We start from the raw sequence: 19,822 nt of genomic DNA, 5'->3' as shown, positions 1-19,822 counted from the left end.
CAATTTTACATCATTTATTACTTTAATGCAATAAAGTTTGTACAAGAAATCATAAAAAATAAACAAGTGGAAATACCTATTTTTTGGTTAAAATAATTAGATTTTAATTCTTGTAATTATCATGCTGGAAATGATGCCAATCACCACTCCAGATACAGTCCCTATGATAATAAGAAATGGCAAATAGTAAATCAGACTTGCCGTTTCTAAAACAAATATAGCAACTATTATCTGTCCAACATTATGAAATACTCCGCCTATTACGCTAACACCTGTAGCGGTAAACAGCTTTGTTCTTTTAAATAGAAGCATCGCAAAAAACGAAAGAACTGCCCCAGCCATTGAGTACAACATCATTGCCATATTTCCAAAAGTAAAGCCCACTAGCAAAACTCTCACAAATGAAAGCAACAAGGCGTCTTTTGAACCTATGGAATAAAGCGCTACCATAACCACCAGATTAGCAAGGCCAACTTTCGCGCCAGGAATACCTATATTAAGCGGGAGCAAGTATTCCACATATGAAAGCACAAAGGCAAGAGCCATTAACAGGCCTAGCGTTGTAAGTCTTTTAGTCTTCATTTTCCCTCCTAAGCCACATTAATGAGTCATTCCGTCTATGTCGTCTTCCTCGCCATTTTCAATGGTAACCACCAGCTTATTAGGAAGACACACGATATTTTGTCCATTATACTGGATGGGCATATGATTAACGCAAATCTGGTCCGGACAGCTTGCTTCTGATATATCGCAGATGCCATCGTGTATAGTCAGTGTATTATAGCTTCCATCCTCAAATCTAATAGTCTCTTCTGTATCTACATCAAGAGGAAATCTGCCATACTCACTTCCATCAATCGTTACAACAGCTACTGCTGCATCTGTTGTCTTGGCACGGGTCACCAGATTTGTGATTAAGGCTATCCCGCCACAAACAACCAGTATACAAATTATCAGGTATACATCATTTTTCTTCATAGAATCCTATTCTATAACACTATCCTCAAAATGCTCTGAGTAAACCACAGTTCCATCGTGATAAACCCACATTGCTTCCACTCCATCTTGAGAGTTTATAAAATCTTGTCCTTCCTCTAAAGTCATATTAAATAAAGCAGTCGATAAAGCATCTGCTTTAGCCGAATCATCTGTCAGAATTGATACTCCTGCAAAAGTCTCGCTTGGATACAATGTATCAGGATTTATAATATGACAATATCGCTTTCCATCAACCTGGTAGAATCTTTGGTAATCGCCTGATGAAACGACACACTGACCATCTGTTATAGACAGCTTTTCAATATATGGTTCTGAGCTTTCTAAATCAGGATTTTGAATAGCAATTTTAAAATTAGTGCCATCCCCTCTTGTGCCAAGTCCTGCAATATTGCCGCCAACGCTAAATAAGATATTGTTCATTCCCTGGGCCTTGCAATACTCCAACACCTGCTGCACCGCATACCCCTTTGCAATACTGCCAACATCCAACGACATATCTTTATCTGCAAGATAAACCGTGCTGGCTTTCTCATCAACAATCACATTATTTATATCTGTGTGTTCTGCTGCCGCTTGTAATTCAGCCAAATCCGGCAGGCTTGCTTTTTCAGGATTATTTATTCCGTATTCACGATACTCATGCCAAATCCTTAGGACCGAACCCATAGCTATATTAACTTTGCCATCAGTAAGGTCGTACATATCCTGTCCAAACTTAATAAGCTCTATTATCTCAGAATCAACTTCAACAGGTGCAACTCCAGCATTGTCATTGATTGTCTTGATGTTGTTCATTCCATCATAATCATTATAAATATCATAAAGATTATTGTAATAAGTAAGCTGTTCTTTTATGACAGCAGCTTCATCATTGAATTCGTCCTGGGTATTTGTAAAACCAGTAATATCTGTACTGGTATCAAATACATCTAAATAGTTAACCGTATACTTTGTCAACTCATTTGAATTACTATCAGCACTAATTTCTGCAGCTATATGATTCCCTTTATTTGATTGAACCACTACAATGAACACTATCAATGCCGCTACCGCTATAGCAGATAGTATCACACTTTTTTCCATACCTTTTTTTCTCATGATGCCATTATATACCTTACTAATATTTTCATCCACAAAAATACCATGGTCGCTTGACCATGGTATTTATTGTAAAAAAATTATGACTTTTTGTGGGCTACTTAAGGAAAAAGCCCACAAAAACTTGGCTTCGCCAAGCAACATTTTCTTTCAGAAAATATTGGTCCATCTCCGGTTCTTGTTTTTCTGAGGAAAAACAAAAACCTATACGTTAATCTCTGCTTTTACTCCAAGAACATCTTTATTAGCCTCAAGTATTGGATTAATCACATCTCTTAAGTAAACTTCAACCTGACGTGGGCTACGGCCTACATAACGAGCTGGCTCCATTGTAGCCTCAAGCTCCTCAAGTCCCATTGGGAACTCATCATCTGCAGCGATAAGTTCAAGAAGGTTGTTATCCTTACCCTCTACCTTTACATTCTTTCCTGCTTCCATAGAAAGTGTACGAATCTTCTCATGAAGCTCCTGACGATTGCCGCCAAGCTTAACTGCATCCATCATGATATTTTCTGTTGCCATAAATGGAAGCTCTGACATAAGACGCTTTGCAATAACCTTATCGTAAACAACAAGACCATCTACAACATTTAAGCAAAGATCAAGGACACCATCTGTTGCAAGGAATCCTTCTGCAATAGAAAGACGCTTGTTAGCTGAATCATCAAGTGTACGCTCAAACCACTGTGTAGCTGATGTAATAGCTGGGTTTAAAGCATCAATCATTACGTATCTTGAAAGAGATGCGATACGCTCACTTCTCATAGGATTGCGCTTATAAGCCATCGCTGATGAACCAATCTGACTCTTCTCAAATGGCTCTTCTACTTCCTTAAGATGCTGAAGAAGTCTGATATCATTTGACATCTTGTGAGCACTTGCTGCAATACCGGCAAGGATGTTGCAAACTCTTGTGTCTACCTTACGTGAATATGTCTGACCAGATACTGGATAGCAAGCCTTGAATCCCATCTTTTCTGCAATCATAGGATCAATCTTATCGATTGTTTCGTTATCCCCATTGAAAAGCTCCAAGAAGCTAGCCTGTGTACCTGTTGTACCCTTTGAACCAAGAAGCTTAAGAGTAGAAAGAACATAATCAAGATCTTCAAGATCCATTACAAACTCATTAAGCCAAAGTGTTGCACGCTTACCTACTGTAGTAGGCTGTGCTGGCTGGAAATGTGTAAATGCAAGTGTAGGTTGAGCTTTATACTTCTCAGCAAATGCCGCAAGCTCTGCAATAACATTTACAAGCTTCTTTCTAACTAAAAGAAGGGCATCTCTCATGATAATAATATCTGTATTATCGCCTACATAGCAGCTAGTTGCTCCAAGGTGAATAATACCTGCTGCCTTTGGACACTGCTTACCATAAGCATAAACATGGCTCATTACATCATGTCTTACTTCCTTTTCACGAGCCTTAGCAACATCATAATTGATATCCTCGATGTGCTGCTTCATCTCATCAATCATATCCTGAGTGATAACTGGCTTTCCGTCCTGTGAAAGGCCAAGTTCCATTTCTGTCTCAGCAAGGGCAATCCAAAGTCGTCTCCATGTCGAAAACTTCTTGTCCTGTGAAAAAATGTACTGCATCTCCTTGCTAGCGTATCTCTCTGAAAGTGGGCTTGTATATCTATCTGTACTCATTTTCTCTCCTTATTATACGTATTCTCAACGCCATACGTTACGCTTACAAGCCTGAAAATACTCCGCTCGACAACATGTCTCGCTTGAGTACTTTTCAGAGCTTGATTGCTACGTATGGCTAATTCATGTTACGCCAACATAAACTAGGCAAGCGCGAGTAGGGAGGCACCATGCCGAGCCCGGGAGGGCCTACGCCGGCGGGAGGACCCGGGCGAAGGTATGGAAGGTGCCCTACGGGAGCATAACAAACTACGATGGCGTAACAAATTAGCGGATTTTATCTCTCGTACTCACCACGTATATCGGTGGTTGGTGGCTCCATTGGGTAGTTACCATCGAAGCAGCCATGACAAATCTCGAGGCCGCCAACCATCTGAGGTAGACGATTGAAGTCTAAGTATGCCAATGAATCGGCTCCAATGATGTCTCGAATTTCTTCTACTGAATGATTGTAAGCAATCAGCTGTTCACGGCATGGTACATCAGTGCCGAAATAACATGGCCACAAGAATGGTGGCGATGATATACGCACATGCACCTCTGTGGCGCCAGCATCACGAAGCATCTTCACAATGCGATCTGATGTGGTGCCTCGTACGATAGAATCATCTATCATGATGATACGCTTGCCTTTAACCACCTCACGAAGAGCATTTAGCTTAACCTGCACAGAAGACTCTCTGCTCTTCTGCTTAGGCTTAATAAATGTACGGCCAACGTAACTGTTCTTAATGAATGCAGTTCCATAAGGAATGCCTGATTCAAGTGCATAACCTTGAGCTGCAGCGTTACCTGATTCAGGAACACCAACAACAAGATCAGCCTCTACAGGAGAATCCTGAGCTAAGAAACGGCCAGCTTTGATACGTGCATCATAAACAGATTCACCATCAAAATTACTATCAGGTCTTGCAAAATAAATATATTCAAATATACAACGAGCATGCTTTGATTTATCAATGCAACGACTCTTATCGGATTTGATTCCAAAATCTGGAGAGATAGTAACAATCTCACCTGGCTCAACATCTCGAATGAATTCTGCACCGATTGTATCAAGGGCACATGACTCAGATGCAATAACATAAGCATTATCACGCTTTCCAATGCAAAGAGGTCTGAAGCCCTGTGGGTCACGAGCTGCAATAAGCTTACGAGGTGACATTACTACAAGTGAATAAGCCCCCTTAATCTTATCGCAAGTCCTTGCCACAGCTTCTTCTACTGTTGCACTCTTTAAACGCTCTCTTGCGATAATATATGCAATTGTCTCAGAATCAATTGTGGTTTGAAAAATAGCACCTGTCATAGAAAGCTCATCACGAAGTTCTTCCGCATTGATGAGATTACCATTGTGGGCCATACCAAGTATTCCCTTAACATAAGACAAAACAAGTGGCTGTGCATTTTCTCGAGTAGATGAACCTGCAGTGGAGTATCTGGTATGTCCTACACCAATATCACCATGCATATTCTCCAAGATTTCCTGATCAAAAACCTCGTTAACAAGGCCCATATCTTTATGTAAACAATAATTGCGCTTAGGCCCGTTAGTATCAGATACGGCGATACCACAGCTCTCCTGTCCTCTGTGCTGCAAAGCAAAAAGGCCATAATAAATTGAGGAGGCAACATCTCCACCGTCAAAATCATACATGGCAAAGACGCCGCACTCCTCATGCAATCCGCCCCATGGCATGTCCTTTAAATTCAAATCTGTCATAAAATCTCCTAATACATACGGGTCGTCATACTAAAATAAGAATTTTCATCTCAAAATTCTTATTTAGTATGCCTCCCATTCATTTAATAACTTCCCTGATTAAACAATTACACTTCAAGAGACTTTCCTGTTAGTAACTTATATGCTTCAAGATACTTATCGATAGTCTTATCGATTACATCCTGTGGAAGTAAATAATCTGATTCTGGATTAGCTTTTAACCAGTCACGAACATACTGCTTATCAAATGATGGCTGACCATGTCCTGGCTCATAACCCTCAAGTGGCCAGAAGCGTGAGCTGTCTGGAGTGAGCATCTCGTCAGCAAGAACAATATTGCCATCCTCATCTAAGCCGAACTCAAACTTAGTATCTGCAATAATGATACCCTTTGTAAGAGCATAATCTGCACACTTCTTATAAAGTGCGATTGTGTTATCACGAAGAGCCTTAGCGTACCCTTCGCCGTGACCTGGAAATTCTTTTTCAAGAACCTCTATGGAACGTTCAAAAGAGATATTTTCATCATGATCACCAATTTCTGCTTTTGTTGAAGGAGTGTAAATAGGTTCAGGTAATTTGTCGGATTCCTTCAAGCCCTCTGGAAGCTTAATGCCACAAACAGTTCCGTTCTCCTTGTAGCTAGCCCAACCAGAACCTGTGATGTAACCTCTAACGATGCACTCGATTGGAAGCATTGTAAGCTTCTTGCACATCATTGACTTGCCCTTGTACTCTTCGTTCTGGAAGAACTCAGGCATATCTTTTACATCAGTTGAAAGCATGTGATTTGGAACGATGTCAGAAGTAAGTTCAAACCAGAACTTAGACATCTGGGTAAGCACTGCACCCTTATTCACAATCTTGTTTTTAAGAATTACATCGAATGCAGATATACGATCTGTGGCTACCATGATAATGCTATCCCCATTATCGTATACTTCTCTTACTTTTCCTTCTTTAATTGGTTTCATAAATCAAATCCTCTCTCTATATTTATTTAGTTTATTATAAACAGCTATGCTGTTTATTTCTTAATTAGTAGTGACTTTCCAGTCATCTCCTTTGGCTGCTCAAGACCCATGATCTCGATAAGTGTAGGAGCGATATCGCAAAGAGCTCCGCCCTCGCGAAGTGTATAATCACTATCGTAGTTAACTAAGATAAATGGAACAGGATTTGTTGTGTGAGCTGTGTGTGGCTCTCCTGTCTCATAATCAATCATCTTCTCAGCATTACCATGATCAGCACAGATGAATAATGCTCCATCCTTTTCTTTGATTGCTTCTACGGCTTCTCCTACAAGTGAGTCAACACGCTCTACAGCCTTAACAGCTGCATCTATGACGCCAGTATGACCAACCATGTCAGGGTTAGCAAAGTTGATTACGATAACATCGTACTTGTCAGACTTAATAGCCTCTACAAGCTTTGCTCCAACCTCAGGTGCTGACATTTCAGGCTTAAGGTCATATGTAGCTACATCCTTTGGTGAATTAACAAGGATTCTTTCTTCGTCCTTATTAGGCTCTTCAACACCACCGTTGAAGAAGAATGTAACGTGTGCGTATTTTTCTGTCTCAGCAAGTCTAAGCTGCTTCTTACCATTGTTAGCTAAGAACTCACCGAATGTATTTGTAATAGATTCCTTTTCAAATGCAATGTGCTTGTTAGGAATTGTCTCATCATAATCCTTGAAGCATGCATAGTAAAGATTAAGGAACTCTCTGTCGAATCCAGTAAACTTATCATCGCAGAATGCTCTAGTAATTTCACGAGCACGGTCTGGACGGAAGTTAAAGAATACAACTGAATCGCCATTCTTAACAACTGAAAGAGGCTTTCCATCAGCATCTGTAATAACTGTTGGAAGTACGAACTCATCTGTAACACCATCATCATAAGATGCCTGCATAGCATCAGGAACTGAAGTTGCAAGAACGCCCTCGCCCTTTACAAGCGAATTATAAGCCTTCTCTACACGGTCCCAGTTGTTATCACGATCCATTGCGTAATAACGACCAGAAAGAGATGCAATAGCACCAACTCCGATTTCATCCATCTTAGACTGAAGCTGTGCTAAGAAATCCTTACCAGAAGCTGGTGGAGTGTCACGTCCATCAAGGAATGCGTGAACAAATACATTTGTAAGACCATTCTTCTTGCACATTTCAAGCATGCCGTAAAGGTGCTCGATGTGGCTGTGAACACCACCATCAGAAAGAAGACCCCAAAGATGAATATCTCCGTTATTCTTCTTAGCATTCTCAATTGCTTCAAGTAAAACCTTATTTTCAAAGAACTCACCATCACTGATTGCCTTAGTGATACGTGTTAAATCCTGGTAAATAATACGGCCTGCGCCGATATTCATATGGCCTACCTCAGAATTTCCCATCTGACCATCAGGAAGTCCAACAAACATTCCAGATGCCTGACCAGCCACATAAGGGCACTCAGCCATTAGCTTGTCCATAACAGGTGTGTTTGCCATAGCGATGGCATTTCCCTTTGGATTGTCATTAAGACCATATCCATCAAGAACCATAAGTACAACAGGTTTCTTACTCATAGTTAATCCTCCTTGATTCTAGCTGCGCTAGAAAATATTTATTTTTTACTAATATGTCCATCCTTATCTATTGTCGCTGTCTGCGACATAAGATTTAGACTATCAATAATGCTTGTATATTTTGAATCCCCTGAGCTAAGCTCGCTGGTAACTCCAGCATCAAAATGACAAGGGATGAAATATGACTCTATCTTTCCTTCAGGTGTAATATGAAGCTGTGCTAAGCCTGTGTCATATCCAATTGGCATATTGCCTGTGGTTGAAAACCAATAATTGCCAAGGCTGTAGTAAATAGGCACATCATCCATATATTCAACTGTCTGTAAGCAGTGAGTATGCCCTCCTATGATTGCATCTGCTCCTGCCTCTACAAATGACCTGGCTAAAGCTGTCTGGTCTGCACCGTAATTGGCGTTGCCCTCAGTACCCCAGTGTACAAATGCTATTACAAAATCAGCATTTTCTTTTGCTTCAGCAATTGTCTTGCAGAATTCTTCCGGGTGAAGACATTTCATAACACCAGGTGAAATCTCAGTAGCTTCTTTAGTGTAATTAAGTGTGCGTTCAATCTGAGTAGCTGATACAATAGCTATCTTTCTGCCACCGATAATAAAATACAGTGGCTTTCTAGCCTCAGAAAGATTGACACCCGCTCCTACATATGGCATCTGCGCCGCATTAAGAGTGTTTAGTGTATCCAAAAAACCAATCTCATTGTAATCATATACATGATTATTGGCGATTCCAACTACATCTGCCCCCAAGTCTTGCATCAGTGATACTCTGCTTGGGTTAGCTCTAAATGTGTATGCTTTTCCAGCAAGTGGCTCACCTCTATCTGTGTAGGCGAACTCATTATTTATCATCAATATATCTGCAGACTGCATTTCAGAGATAAGATCTTCTGAAAAACAATCATATACGCCATTCATTTGCTGATCCATATAAGCCGTAGTGGCAATACCCTCAGCAAAGGAAACATCTCCAGTAAAATCTAAAACGATGTCTCCGTCTATATCTTTATCAATAACATAAGTCTTGTCGTAGGCATAGCTCTGTATTCCTGTGATAGAACAATAATCATACCACAGAACATGAATACTCTTTCCTGTGAGCTGGTACCAAATTTCTGGAGAGGTAAAATTTGCATAACTTGCAATCTGTTCGATAACTTCATCTCCATAAGTTGATGTAACCATGGAAAGGAAGGATTCATCGATTGGATGCCCTCCAATAAATTCGTGTGTACTATTATTTAATATTGTGTCCCACGCGTCATCCAAATCTACGATTTCAATTCGTTGTGGTGTACTTGCCTCTAGATTTACATTATCTACCTCTGTTGTTATTTTACCGCATCCTTCTAGCAACAAGAGACATACGCAAACTCCAGCAATATAGAATCTACATTTCCTCATTTATCTGTGCCTTAACTCGGACAACAGCCTCCATAGCCCCCTCATATCCTGAATCAGCAGCCATTTCGTAATACGATAAAGCCGTTTCCAAATTCCTCTCAACCCCGTATCCGTTTTCGTAAAGAAAACCTAAATTAACCTGAGCAATTGCATAACCCTGCAATGCTGCAAGTTTTTGATAATATACCGCAGATGCGAAATCCACATCTACTCCAAAGCCATTGTAATACATATAGCCTAATTGATTAAGTGCAGGTGCATAATCTAAATCCGCTGCAAGTAGATAATACTCCATAGCCTGCTCATAATCTCTATCTACACCTAAGCCATTTTCATAAATCTGACCAAGATAATAGCTCGCCTTAGCGTAACCGTTTTCTGACGCAGTAGTGAAATAAGCAATAGCCTGCTCACTGTCCGCTTCTACTCCATAGCCCTTCATATATAAAAGACCTATTGCAGTATTTGCCAGATTCTTAGCGTACTGATCAGCTAAATCTGTGCTGTCTGATTTTGTAACCCTTGAATAGTAATCAAAAGCCTTTTTAAAATCTACCTCAGTACCTATACCATTTTCATAAGAATAAGCTAAATAATACGCGCCATCTAAATCTCCAGAAATCTGCGCCTTGTAGAATAAATCAAAGATTTCTTCCTCTGGTGAAGCAGTTTCTTCATCCTCAGTAGATTCCGATTTGCTTTCTGATTTTTCTTTTGTCTCTAAGTCGTCTTCCACGTCCTCGTCGACTAAATCCTGCTTAGCAAGCAATACTCTTGCTTTACCAACATAAGCATTAACCGAACCACCTTCGATAGCAGTATCAAATAACTCCATTGCTTTATCTAAATCCTGATCGATTCCTGTGCCTGTAAGGTAAAAATAGCCAAGGGCACAAGTACCATCTGCATTACCAGAATCAGATGCCATCTGATACCAGGAAATAGCTTCCGTAAAATCCTGCTTTACTTCTTCTGTGCCGTATTCAAGCATACGGCCAAGCATTACCTGAGCTTCTGTGTCGTCTTCGTAAGCTAAGACCTCAAGCTCATTGTATTTAAGAACGGTGTAGTCCTCTACCTCAACGTCGTCAAATGCGACCTGTTCTGTGGTATCTCCAGTGTCTACAACCTCTTCATCGTCTTTTTTTCCACATGCTATACATGTAAAAGAACACATAGCTAGTAGAACTAATAAACGAATATGACGTTTCATAGAATTCCTCCAAGGACATAATAAGTCCATCAGCGCAAATTATATCATAATTTACAAGGCTTTTAAATAAAAAAATGCATCAGAAAATCTGATGCATTTTTAAAAACTTTAGGAAGTTTTATTATATTGATTGTGCAATATCAAAATTGATAATTAAGCATTAACAATCTTTCCAAAATCTGGCTTAAGTGAAGCACCACCGATAAGACCACCATCGATGTTTGGCTTGCTAAGAAGCTCTGCTGCATTTGAAGCATTCATAGATCCGCCGTACTGAATACGAACAGCCTCTGCTGTTGCACCATCATAAAGCTTAGCAATAAGCTCACGGATGAATGCACAAACTTCTTCAGCCTGATCAGCTGTAGCTGTCTCACCTGTACCGATAGCCCAGATTGGCTCGTAAGCGATAACAAGGTTCTTTACCTGATCAGCTGTAACGCCTGAAAGATCCCATGTAATCTGACGCTCGATCCACTCCTTGTATGTGCCAGCCTTGCGAAGTGCAAGTGACTCGCCACAGCAAAGGATTGGTGTAAGACCAGCAGCGAATGCCTTCTTAACCTTTGCATTGATAAGAATATCATTCTCACCAAAGATGTCTCTTCTCTCAGAGTGACCCATGATAACATACTTAACACCAGCATCTACAAGCATAGGAGCTGAAATTTCGCCAGTGAAAGCACCCTTGTCCTCGATGTAGAAGTTCTCAGCACCAACGTTTACGTTTGTACCCTTAACTGCCTCTACTACAGGAACGATGTCGATTGCAGGTACGCAATATACAACATCAACATCATCATTTACTACTAAATCCTTAAGCTCAGCAACAAGCTTTACAGCCTCAGAAGGTGTCATATTCATCTTCCAGTTGCCGGCAATAATTCTTCTTCTTGCCATTTTTTCTCTCCTTTACGAGAATAGAACTTCGCTAGTTACGCCTACAAGCCTTAGTATCTTTTCGCTCGACTAGAATGTCTCGCGCAAAAGATCTAAGAGCTTGTTGTCTACTAGCTTGTTCAATTCTCTTAATCTACATAAATAAGATTTATTTACCTTTACGATTTATTTGTCGTCTGCTGCGTAAACGCCTGGTAACTCCTTACCCTCAAGGAACTCAAGTGATGCACCACCACCTGTAGAGATGTGGCTCATCTTGTCAGCGAATCCCATCTGGTTAACAGCTGCTGCTGAATCACCACCACCGATGATTGTTGTAGCGTCTGTCTCAGCAAGAGCCTTAGCAACTGACTCTGTACCTACAGCAAGTGCTGGGTTCTCGAAAAGACCCATTGGTCCGTTCCAAAGAACTGTCTTAGCTGTCTTAACCTTGTTAGAGAAAAGCTCTACTGTCTTAGGTCCGATATCGCAACCCATTCTGTCAGCAGGCATCTTGTCTGAATCATATACTACAGTCTCAACTGGAGCATCGATTGGATCTGGGAACTCTGCAATTGTAACAGCATCTGTAGGAAGAAGAATCTCCTTACCCATGCTCTTTGCCTTCTCAAGCATTTCCTTGCAGTAGTCAAGCTTTGTATCATCACAAAGTGATGTACCGATTTCATAACCAAGTGCCTTCTGGAATGTGTAAGACATACCACCACCGATGATAAGTGTGTCACACTTTTCAAGAAGGTTGTTGATAACGTTAAGCTTATCAGCTACCTTAGCACCACCAAGGATTGCTACAAATGGACGTACTGGAGTCTCAACAGCGTTTCCAAGGAAGTCGATTTCCTTCTGCATAAGGTATCCAACTACGTTAGAACCACCCTTAGCTGTGATGAACTTTGTAACACCAGCTACAGAAGCGTGTGCTCTGTGTGATGAACCGAAAGCATCGCATACATAATCATCAGCAAGATCAGCAAGCTCCTTAGAGAAAGCTTCGCCGTTCTTTGTCTCTTCCTCGCCACGGAAACGAGTATTCTGAAGAAGAACTACATCTCCTTCCTTCATAGCCTCAACAGCCTTTGTAGCTGCCTCACCTGTTACATTGTAATCAGGAACAAATGTAACTTCCTTACCAAGCTTCTCTGAAAGACGCTTAGCAACTGGTGCAAGGCTCTCGCCCTCGTTAGGACCATTCTTTACCTTACCAAGATGTGAGCAAAGGATAACCTTTCCACCATCAGCGATAAGCTTATTGATTGTTGGAAGAGCTGCCTTGATACGTGTATCATCTGTGATTTCACCAGCCTTAAGAGGTACGTTGAAATCGCAACGAACAAGTACGCGACGGCCCTTAACGTTGATATCATCAACTGTCTTTTTGTTTAATGCCATTTTAAATTCCTCCTTATTCTCCAAGCCCGCCTGTTACACTCTCAAGCCTCGGATATTGCCCTGCTCGACTAAAATGTCTCGCTGCGCAACACCGAGAGCTTGATAGCTACAGGCTCACTTAAATGCCATAAAAAAAGGGCCGCGGTCCAATAGGACCGGACCCTTAGAAATCCAAAAATTAGGATATTTGGCCATATGCAAGGAATGTAAGCGACGCTGTACTATGTACTGCGAGCGAAACATAACGAAGCAGATGGGCAAATAGACAATTTTTTTATGCTAACTCTGAGAAGTACTTGATTGTACGTACCATCTGTGATGTGTAGCTGTTCTCGTTATCATACCAAGAAACAACCTGTACTTCGTACTGATCATCAGAAACCTTAGAAACCATTGTCTGTGTAGCATCGAAGAGAGAACCAAATCTCATACCTACGATATCTGAAGAAACGATTTCATCCTCGTTGTAACCGAATGACTCGTTAGCTGCTGCCTTCATAGCTGCGTTGATTCCTTCAACTGTTACATCAGCCTTGTTTACAACTGCTGTAAGGATTGTTGTAGAACCTGTTGGTGTAGGAACACGCTGAGCAGATCCGATAAGCTTTCCGTTAAGCTCAGGGATAACAAGACCGATAGCCTTTGCTGCACCTGTTGAGTTAGGAACGATGTTAACTGCTGCTGCACGTGAACGACGAAGATCACCCTTTCTCTGTGGGCCATCAAGTGTCATCTGATCACCTGTGTAAGCGTGGATTGTTACCATGATACCAGACTGGATTGGAGCGTACTTGTTAAGTGCGTCAGCCATTGGTGCTAAGCAGTTTGTTGTACATGAAGCTGCTGAAATGATTGTATCAGAAGCCTTAAGTGTCTCATGGTTTGTATTGTAAACGATTGTAGGAAGATCGTTTCCTGCTGGAGCAGAGATAACAACCTTTCTAGCACCTGCATTGATATGAGCCTGTGCCTTTTCCTTTGATGTGTAGAAACCTGAGCACTCAAGTACTACGTCTACCTTAAGGTCTCCCCATGGGCAATTGTTTGCATCTGGGAATGCGTAAATCTTGATTTCCTTACCACAAACGATGATTGAATCATCTGTTGAAGAAACCTCATCAGCATGCTCATACTTTCCCTGTGATGAATCATACTTTAAAAGATGTGCTAACATCTTTGGGCTAGTTAAGTCGTTGATTGCTACTACTTCGTAACCTTCTGCGCCGAACATCTGACGGAATGCAAGACGTCCGATACGGCCAAAACCGTTGATTGCTACTCTTACTGCCATTTTTAAATCCTCCTAAAGATTCTTTTAAAATTTTCTTGGGACTGTAAAATTTAGCCCCGTATGCACTTCATTTTAAACAATCTGCAAATATAATTCAACCCCAAATTGAAATATTGTTAAATTTTTCTCAAAGTTATTCATTTATAAGTATTTTTACTAGTTCACCTAACCAAACTTATGGTAGAATTTTCCTGATTAAACAATGGTTCTTATGGAGGTGTAACAATGCTTTGGGACAATCACATGCACTGCAACTTTTCCGGCGATTCCGATGCAAATCCTATAGATATGATTAATGCTTCAAAAGAAAAGCATCTTTCAGGAATCACCTTTACAGATCATCTGGATATAGATTATCCAAAGGAATATGGTTTCTTTGATTTGGATTTAGAGCACTACTATCCTTCTCAGCACAAGCTTGCCATGGAAAACTCATCTTCGAATTTCACTATTCTTACTGGGCTTGAGATTGGAATTCAGCCTCATATAAAAGATGAGTGTAACAAGGCAATAAACGGCTATCCATATGATTTTATTATTGGCAGCACTCATTTAGTCGATAAATGGGATCCATATTTTGACAGCTTTTGGGAGAGAGATTCAGAGGAAAATCTACTAAAAAGATACTATGAATGCATTTTGGAAAACATTACCGTATTTACGAACTTTGACTCAGTGGGCCATTTGGATTATGCATTTAGGTATGCAAAATCAGAAGCTGTAAAAAATAACACTCACAAGCCTTATGCTGATATTATTGATGCCATTCTTGAACGCATTATAAAGCTAGACAAAGCTCTTGAAGTAAATACTGCTGCTCTCAGAAAAGGCATGAAAGGCCCAAACCCTGCGACCTCTATTATCAAAAGATATCGCGAATTAGGAGGAAAACTGATAACGCTCGGAGCAGATGCTCATACTCCAGAAGATGTTGCAGCCGATTTCGATCGTTTACCTGAAATACTAAACAACTGTGGTTTTAAAGAATTTGCTGTATACCAAAAAAGAAAACCAATGCTCTATCCTCTCGGATAAAGCATTGGCTTTATTTTTCTTCATATATTGTGCTGCGTCCCTTTCCATTTGTTTTGGATTCATATAGGGCCTCATCAGCTTTATGCATATTATTTTCCAGATTAATATGATTATCAACCTTTACTATTCCGCAACTGCAAGTTACAGTCTTGTGGGTTTCAGCTTTTTTCAACTCGCTTAAAATATATTGAGTAAGAAGCTTCGTCTCCATCGGTGAGGCATAAACAATTCCTATGAATTCATCACCGCCCCATCTGGCTACTATTCCTTCTTTTCCAACGCAGTCACTAAGCACCTCTGCAACAAGTTTTAGAATGGAATTTCCATATAGATGTCCATATGTATCGTTAAAGGTCTTAAAGTCATCCACATCAACCATCATTAAGGATACTTCTTTACCTACAAACTTCCTTCGCCGAGACTTTTCAAAGATTTCTTTAAAAATCTTATTGTTATAGAGCCCTGTCAAATCATCTACGTTTTCAGCTTTTCGGCTAAAACTATTTAGTCGGGCGAGCAAAACAAAGCTCATCAATGTGTATATTCCAACAAGAACAAACATAACACCTGTTCGTTGGTTAACTCTAGCCATAATCGCATCTATTGTGCCTGAAATATCCTTTTTAACGATGATATTCCAACCTAATTCTGCGTTATAGATAACATTATAACATGTGTCGCCATCAAACCAGGTATACGATTCTCCTGCTCTTACTTTTTGTGTAACCTGATTCTCTGTTATTCCCATGTATTTTGCCGCCTCTTCAGGCTTCATGTAGAATCCAAAGGAATCTTTAAACAAACTATAATTCACACCTAAATTAACAGCACAAATAGTAACATCATATTCATTCTCAAGGTCCGTTATCTTTTTTTGAAAACCCTCTATACTTCTTGAAACACTAACAACACCAAGAGTCTTAAAACCCTTATCTTGAACAAGACAGTTTACAAACAAGCTTATTTTATCAGCATTAAGCATATCAGTATCTACTTGTACATCTTGCGACTTTAGGCACTCCAAAAATGAATAATACCATGCATCTATTTCATCATCAGGACTGAGTGTTTTAAAATACCCTTTGTCATAATAGTATTTCAACGAGGATGCTGAAACAAAAGAGATACAATCATACCCATAGGTCAATCTATACTCCATTAAGTATGAATAAAGCTTATATGCATGTTCACCAGTAATCTCACCATCTTCTTCATGACACCAATCTCTAATAAATAGATCATTAGAAATCATATTAGCAACCAAAATCTGTTCAGAAGCAAAGGACGACAGCTGTCCATTAATTTCTCCAGCCGTCAGTTTTGCATCGTTCCGTGCTTGATTGTAAGCCATCTCTTTATAAAACGACAATTCACCAACCTGAACAAAGAAATATGCACCAATAATAAATATGATAATTATTGAATTAACTATAGCAAAAGCATATTTTTTAATCATCCAGCCATGCCCTCATACTTTTTCGATTATACATTATACTTTAGCACAGCTATTTGGAAATTATGTGAATTATTTTCTACAAATAAATGACTTCTTGTAAGCTATTTAAGGCAATACCCCACAAAAAGTCATTTTATTATTAGTTCTCGCTATCAAGTTTTAACAAGGAATTGACTAATTCCTCACATATCTCTAGCTCAGTTTTATTATCTGTTTCTATAATAATATCTGCAGCTGCAACATACTTTTCTCTTCGCTTCATCATTAACTCTTCGATGAATTCTACACTCTTGTTGTTCTCAAGCAATGGACGTTCGTGGCTGTCCTTCACTCTTTCAAGAATAGTTTCCGGCTTAGCTGTCAAAAGAACAACCCTTCCATTCCTCTTCATTTCCTGAACATTCACATCTCTAAGAGGAGTACCACCGCCGCATGAGATAACTACATTTTTCTTTGCCTGCATTTCTTTCAAGAGATTAGTTTCTGCATTTCTAAAATACTCTTCTCCATAAACTTCAAATATATCTGAAATAGGCATTCCTTCTCGCTCAACAATCTCCTGATCCATCTCAACTACATCCATAGCAAAACATGTGCTGAGAAAATCTGAAATTGTAGACTTGCCTGCCCCCATAAAGCCAATAAGAACGATATTATATCCAAACAATTGTCTAGCCTGGATTCTCTTGGCATTTTTTACTATATGCTTATAAATATCCTTTACTTCTTTACCATGGCGCTTATCCTGTAAACTTCTATCAAGCCATGCATCTCTTTTTTCATCCTGCTCTGGCTGAAGAATCTGAAGGCCATGTTTCTCCTTATAAGCCATGATTTCTTCCACAATGGAATTTCTCATAAGAAGTGCATTTAAAATAATTTCATCGCTTTGAGCAAGATGCTCTCTTAGTGTTTTAAGTGTATTCATAGCATTACCCCTTAGTTCATCATTTTACGAACTATAGTAACAAAAAAACAGACAGATTGAAACAAAAATTTCAATCTGTCTGAAAAATTATTTTTAGATTAAATTAATTTTAGAGATACTCTCTCTTTTCAAGAACCTTAATAATGTTACGGCCTTCTTCTGTACCTTCGATAATACGACGAGCTCTCTTAGAATCACCAATGTTGTAGATTTCAACATCAGAATCACCAAACTCCTCGTTAATAGCATCCATAAGTGGTGTGTTAGCTCTCATACCAAGGCAGATGAATCCTAAATCGAAATCAATGTTCTCGATTTCACCTTCTGGATTCTTAACGATAAACATATCGTTGCAAACTTCCTGAAGAGCTGTGTTTGTCATCTGACGTACGTTGTACTTAGCCATCTTTGTAGCTGTATCACACTTTGTAACAGGATCAAGACCATTACCAATAATAGGAAGCATCTCGATGATAGTAACATCTGCACCTCTCTCTGTAAAGAATTCCATTACATCAAGACCTACAGCACCACCACCTACTACTGCAACCTTCTTACCCTTCATATCTGCTGGGTATGTATCAAGTCTTTCAATCATCTTAATAACTGTAGCTACATTTGTACCTTCCTTATCTACAAGGTCCATTAAACCTTTGATTGGAGGAAGTGTAGGGTTTGAACCAGTAGCATTAACAATGATATCTGGGTTCAAGCTCTTAAGCTGATCAATTGTAGTGTCGTTATTCTTAAATATGAAAAGATTTCTAAGCTTGCTTGCACGATTAATCATATACTTAGGGAAATCAGCAAGACGCTTCTTATCTGGAATCTTTGAAATCTGAACAGATAATCCGCCAAGCTCTGCTTCCTTTTCAAGTAAGAATGTAGTACATCCTACCTCTGCAGCTGTACAAGCAGCTTCAAGACCAGCTGTACCACCACCTACTACAACAACGTTGCAAGGCTTATTAATTTTTCTCTTATAATATTCATCATTTGCATTAACTGCTGGGTTAACTGTACAACGGATAGGAATATTGAGACCAATTCTGTGGCCAGCACAACCAACGTTACAAGAGATACACTTACGAAGCTCATCTTCTCTATTGTATTCAACCTTGTTTACCCATGCTGGATCAGCAATAAGACCACGGCCCATACCGATAATATCAGCATCACCTCTAGCAAGAATATCCTCAGCGACCTTAGGATCACGAATGTTACCCATTGTTACACATGGCTTACCATATTTTTCCTTAACAGCCTTTGCCATGTATGAACGCCATCCATCTGGAAGATAGTTAGCATCAATCTGGAACTGAATAGAACTATTGAGACCAGCAGAGACATCAAATACATCTACCTCTTCCTGGAAATACTGTAAGTAATCAATAGCATCCTCAAGTGTATTTCCTCCCTCTACGAACTCATCCGCACTGATACGTACGAAAATTGGGAAGAATGGACCTACCTGCTTTCTTACCTCTTCTACAACAAGCTTTGTGAAACGTGCACGGTTTTCTGGGCTACCGCCAAACTCATCTGTACGCTTATTTGTTGTAGGTGAAAGGAACTGGCTTAAAAGATATGAATGACCTGCATGAATCTCTACGCAGTCAAAACCGGCTGTCTGCGCACGCTTTGCAGCCTCACCATACTTCTTAACGATATTGTAAATTTCTTCCTTCTCAAGTGGACGTGGAATCTCCCCGCCTGCCTTTGAAGGAATATCTGATGCAGAAACTGGCTGCTCACCTGTACGTGCTGAAACAGCAGATGCACCAGCGTGGTTAATCTGAATACCTACACATGCGCCATGCTTATGCATTCTCTCGCAGAAATACCATAAACGTGGGATAAAGTTATCATGATCAATTCTAAGCTGAGTTGTACCGTTAGAACCCTGTGGAGAAAATACACTGGCATTTTCTACCATTAAAAGACCTGTACCACCCTTTGCACGCTGCTCATAGTAATCGATATGAACGAATGTCATCTCACCATTCTGATCACCATAGTTTGTTCCCATTGGTGTCATCATGATACGATTCTTCATAGTCATGCGTCGAATTGTGAGTGGTTCAAAAATATGTGGATAATTGTTTTTCATATTAGACTGCTCCTATTTACATAATAAAGACGTT

16 protein-coding genes are annotated in these 19,822 nt (G+C 39.9%); 1 reads left to right on the top strand and 15 read right to left on the bottom strand.

Going from position 1 to position 19,822, the window contains the following annotated elements; genetic code table 11:
- Positions 1-96: 96 nt before the first annotated feature.
- The 12 genes from T498_RS0106815 to gap all read right to left on the bottom strand — a co-directional run bounded on the left by T498_RS0106815 (position 97) and on the right by gap (position 14,259).
- A complete protein-coding gene (locus T498_RS0106815) occupies positions 97-582 on the bottom strand; it encodes a Gx transporter family protein (protein WP_028235262.1) in 486 nt (161 codons plus the stop codon).
- A gap of 18 nt (positions 583-600) precedes the next feature.
- Positions 601-978 carry a NusG domain II-containing protein gene (locus T498_RS0106810; RefSeq protein ID WP_028235261.1) on the bottom strand — a complete coding sequence of 126 codons (378 nt, stop codon included), beginning with the start codon at positions 976-978 and terminating at the stop codon, positions 601-603.
- Between the two features lie 6 nt (positions 979-984).
- Positions 985-2,082 (bottom strand): FAD:protein FMN transferase, encoded by a 1,098-nt coding sequence (locus tag T498_RS0106805; RefSeq protein ID WP_036978060.1) that lies wholly within the window; start codon positions 2,080-2,082, stop codon positions 985-987.
- 219 nt (positions 2,083-2,301) lie between these two features.
- A complete protein-coding gene (gene purB, locus T498_RS0106800; RefSeq protein ID WP_028235259.1) occupies positions 2,302-3,753 on the bottom strand; it encodes an adenylosuccinate lyase in 1,452 nt (483 codons plus the stop codon).
- Between the two features lie 277 nt (positions 3,754-4,030).
- Positions 4,031-5,476: an amidophosphoribosyltransferase gene (purF, locus tag T498_RS0106795; protein WP_028235258.1), complete on the bottom strand. Its 1,446-nt coding sequence runs from the start codon at positions 5,474-5,476 to the stop codon at positions 4,031-4,033.
- Between the two features lie 107 nt (positions 5,477-5,583).
- Complete coding sequence (locus T498_RS0106790; protein ID WP_028235257.1) at positions 5,584-6,450, bottom strand: phosphoribosylaminoimidazolesuccinocarboxamide synthase; 867 nt, start codon at positions 6,448-6,450, stop codon at positions 5,584-5,586.
- Positions 6,451-6,503: 53 nt separating this feature from the next.
- Positions 6,504-8,048, bottom strand: coding sequence for a 2,3-bisphosphoglycerate-independent phosphoglycerate mutase (gene gpmI / locus T498_RS0106785; RefSeq protein WP_028235256.1), 1,545 nt, complete (start codon positions 8,046-8,048; stop codon positions 6,504-6,506).
- A gap of 38 nt (positions 8,049-8,086) precedes the next feature.
- Positions 8,087-9,466, bottom strand: a complete 1,380-nt coding sequence (locus T498_RS15160; RefSeq protein WP_051524646.1) for a CapA family protein — start codon at positions 9,464-9,466, stop codon at positions 8,087-8,089.
- Positions 9,453-10,679: an SEL1-like repeat protein gene (locus T498_RS0106775; RefSeq protein ID WP_028235255.1), complete on the bottom strand. Its 1,227-nt coding sequence runs from the start codon at positions 10,677-10,679 to the stop codon at positions 9,453-9,455. Before T498_RS0106775 ends, T498_RS15160 begins: the two co-directional genes overlap by 14 nt.
- A gap of 153 nt (positions 10,680-10,832) precedes the next feature.
- The gene (tpiA, locus tag T498_RS0106770) at positions 10,833-11,579 is read right to left on the bottom strand and encodes a triose-phosphate isomerase (protein ID WP_028235254.1); all 747 of its coding nucleotides are present in this window, start codon (positions 11,577-11,579) and stop codon (positions 10,833-10,835) included.
- A 165-nt stretch (positions 11,580-11,744) separates the two neighbouring features.
- On the bottom strand, positions 11,745-12,968 hold the full coding sequence (locus T498_RS0106765; protein WP_028235253.1) for a phosphoglycerate kinase: 1,224 nt from the start codon (positions 12,966-12,968) through the stop codon (positions 11,745-11,747).
- A 274-nt stretch (positions 12,969-13,242) separates the two neighbouring features.
- The gene (gene gap, locus T498_RS0106760; protein ID WP_028235252.1) at positions 13,243-14,259 is read right to left on the bottom strand and encodes a type I glyceraldehyde-3-phosphate dehydrogenase; all 1,017 of its coding nucleotides are present in this window, start codon (positions 14,257-14,259) and stop codon (positions 13,243-13,245) included.
- Positions 14,260-14,484: 225 nt separating this feature from the next.
- Here gap and T498_RS0106755 point away from each other — a divergent pair, with 225 nt between their 5' ends.
- Positions 14,485-15,294, top strand: coding sequence for a histidinol-phosphatase HisJ family protein (locus tag T498_RS0106755; RefSeq protein ID WP_028235251.1), 810 nt, complete (start codon positions 14,485-14,487; stop codon positions 15,292-15,294).
- Positions 15,295-15,304: 10 nt separating this feature from the next.
- Here the strand turns inward: T498_RS0106755 and T498_RS0106750 are convergent, their stop codons facing one another.
- The 3 genes from T498_RS0106750 to T498_RS0106740 all read right to left on the bottom strand — a co-directional run bounded on the left by T498_RS0106750 (position 15,305) and on the right by T498_RS0106740 (position 19,788).
- Complete coding sequence (locus T498_RS0106750; protein ID WP_028235250.1) at positions 15,305-16,750, bottom strand: diguanylate cyclase domain-containing protein; 1,446 nt, start codon at positions 16,748-16,750, stop codon at positions 15,305-15,307.
- Between the two features lie 139 nt (positions 16,751-16,889).
- On the bottom strand, positions 16,890-17,678 hold the full coding sequence (locus T498_RS0106745) for a shikimate kinase (protein ID WP_028235249.1): 789 nt from the start codon (positions 17,676-17,678) through the stop codon (positions 16,890-16,892).
- A gap of 109 nt (positions 17,679-17,787) precedes the next feature.
- Positions 17,788-19,788: an oxidoreductase gene (locus T498_RS0106740; protein ID WP_028235248.1), complete on the bottom strand. Its 2,001-nt coding sequence runs from the start codon at positions 19,786-19,788 to the stop codon at positions 17,788-17,790.
- Between the last annotated feature and the right edge of the window lie 34 nt (positions 19,789-19,822).

It is taken from the genome of Pseudobutyrivibrio sp. MD2005 (assembly GCF_000621865.1).
Taxonomy (GTDB): domain Bacteria; phylum Bacillota; class Clostridia; order Lachnospirales; family Lachnospiraceae; genus Pseudobutyrivibrio.
This window is presented reverse-complemented; position numbering and strand designations above follow the sequence as displayed.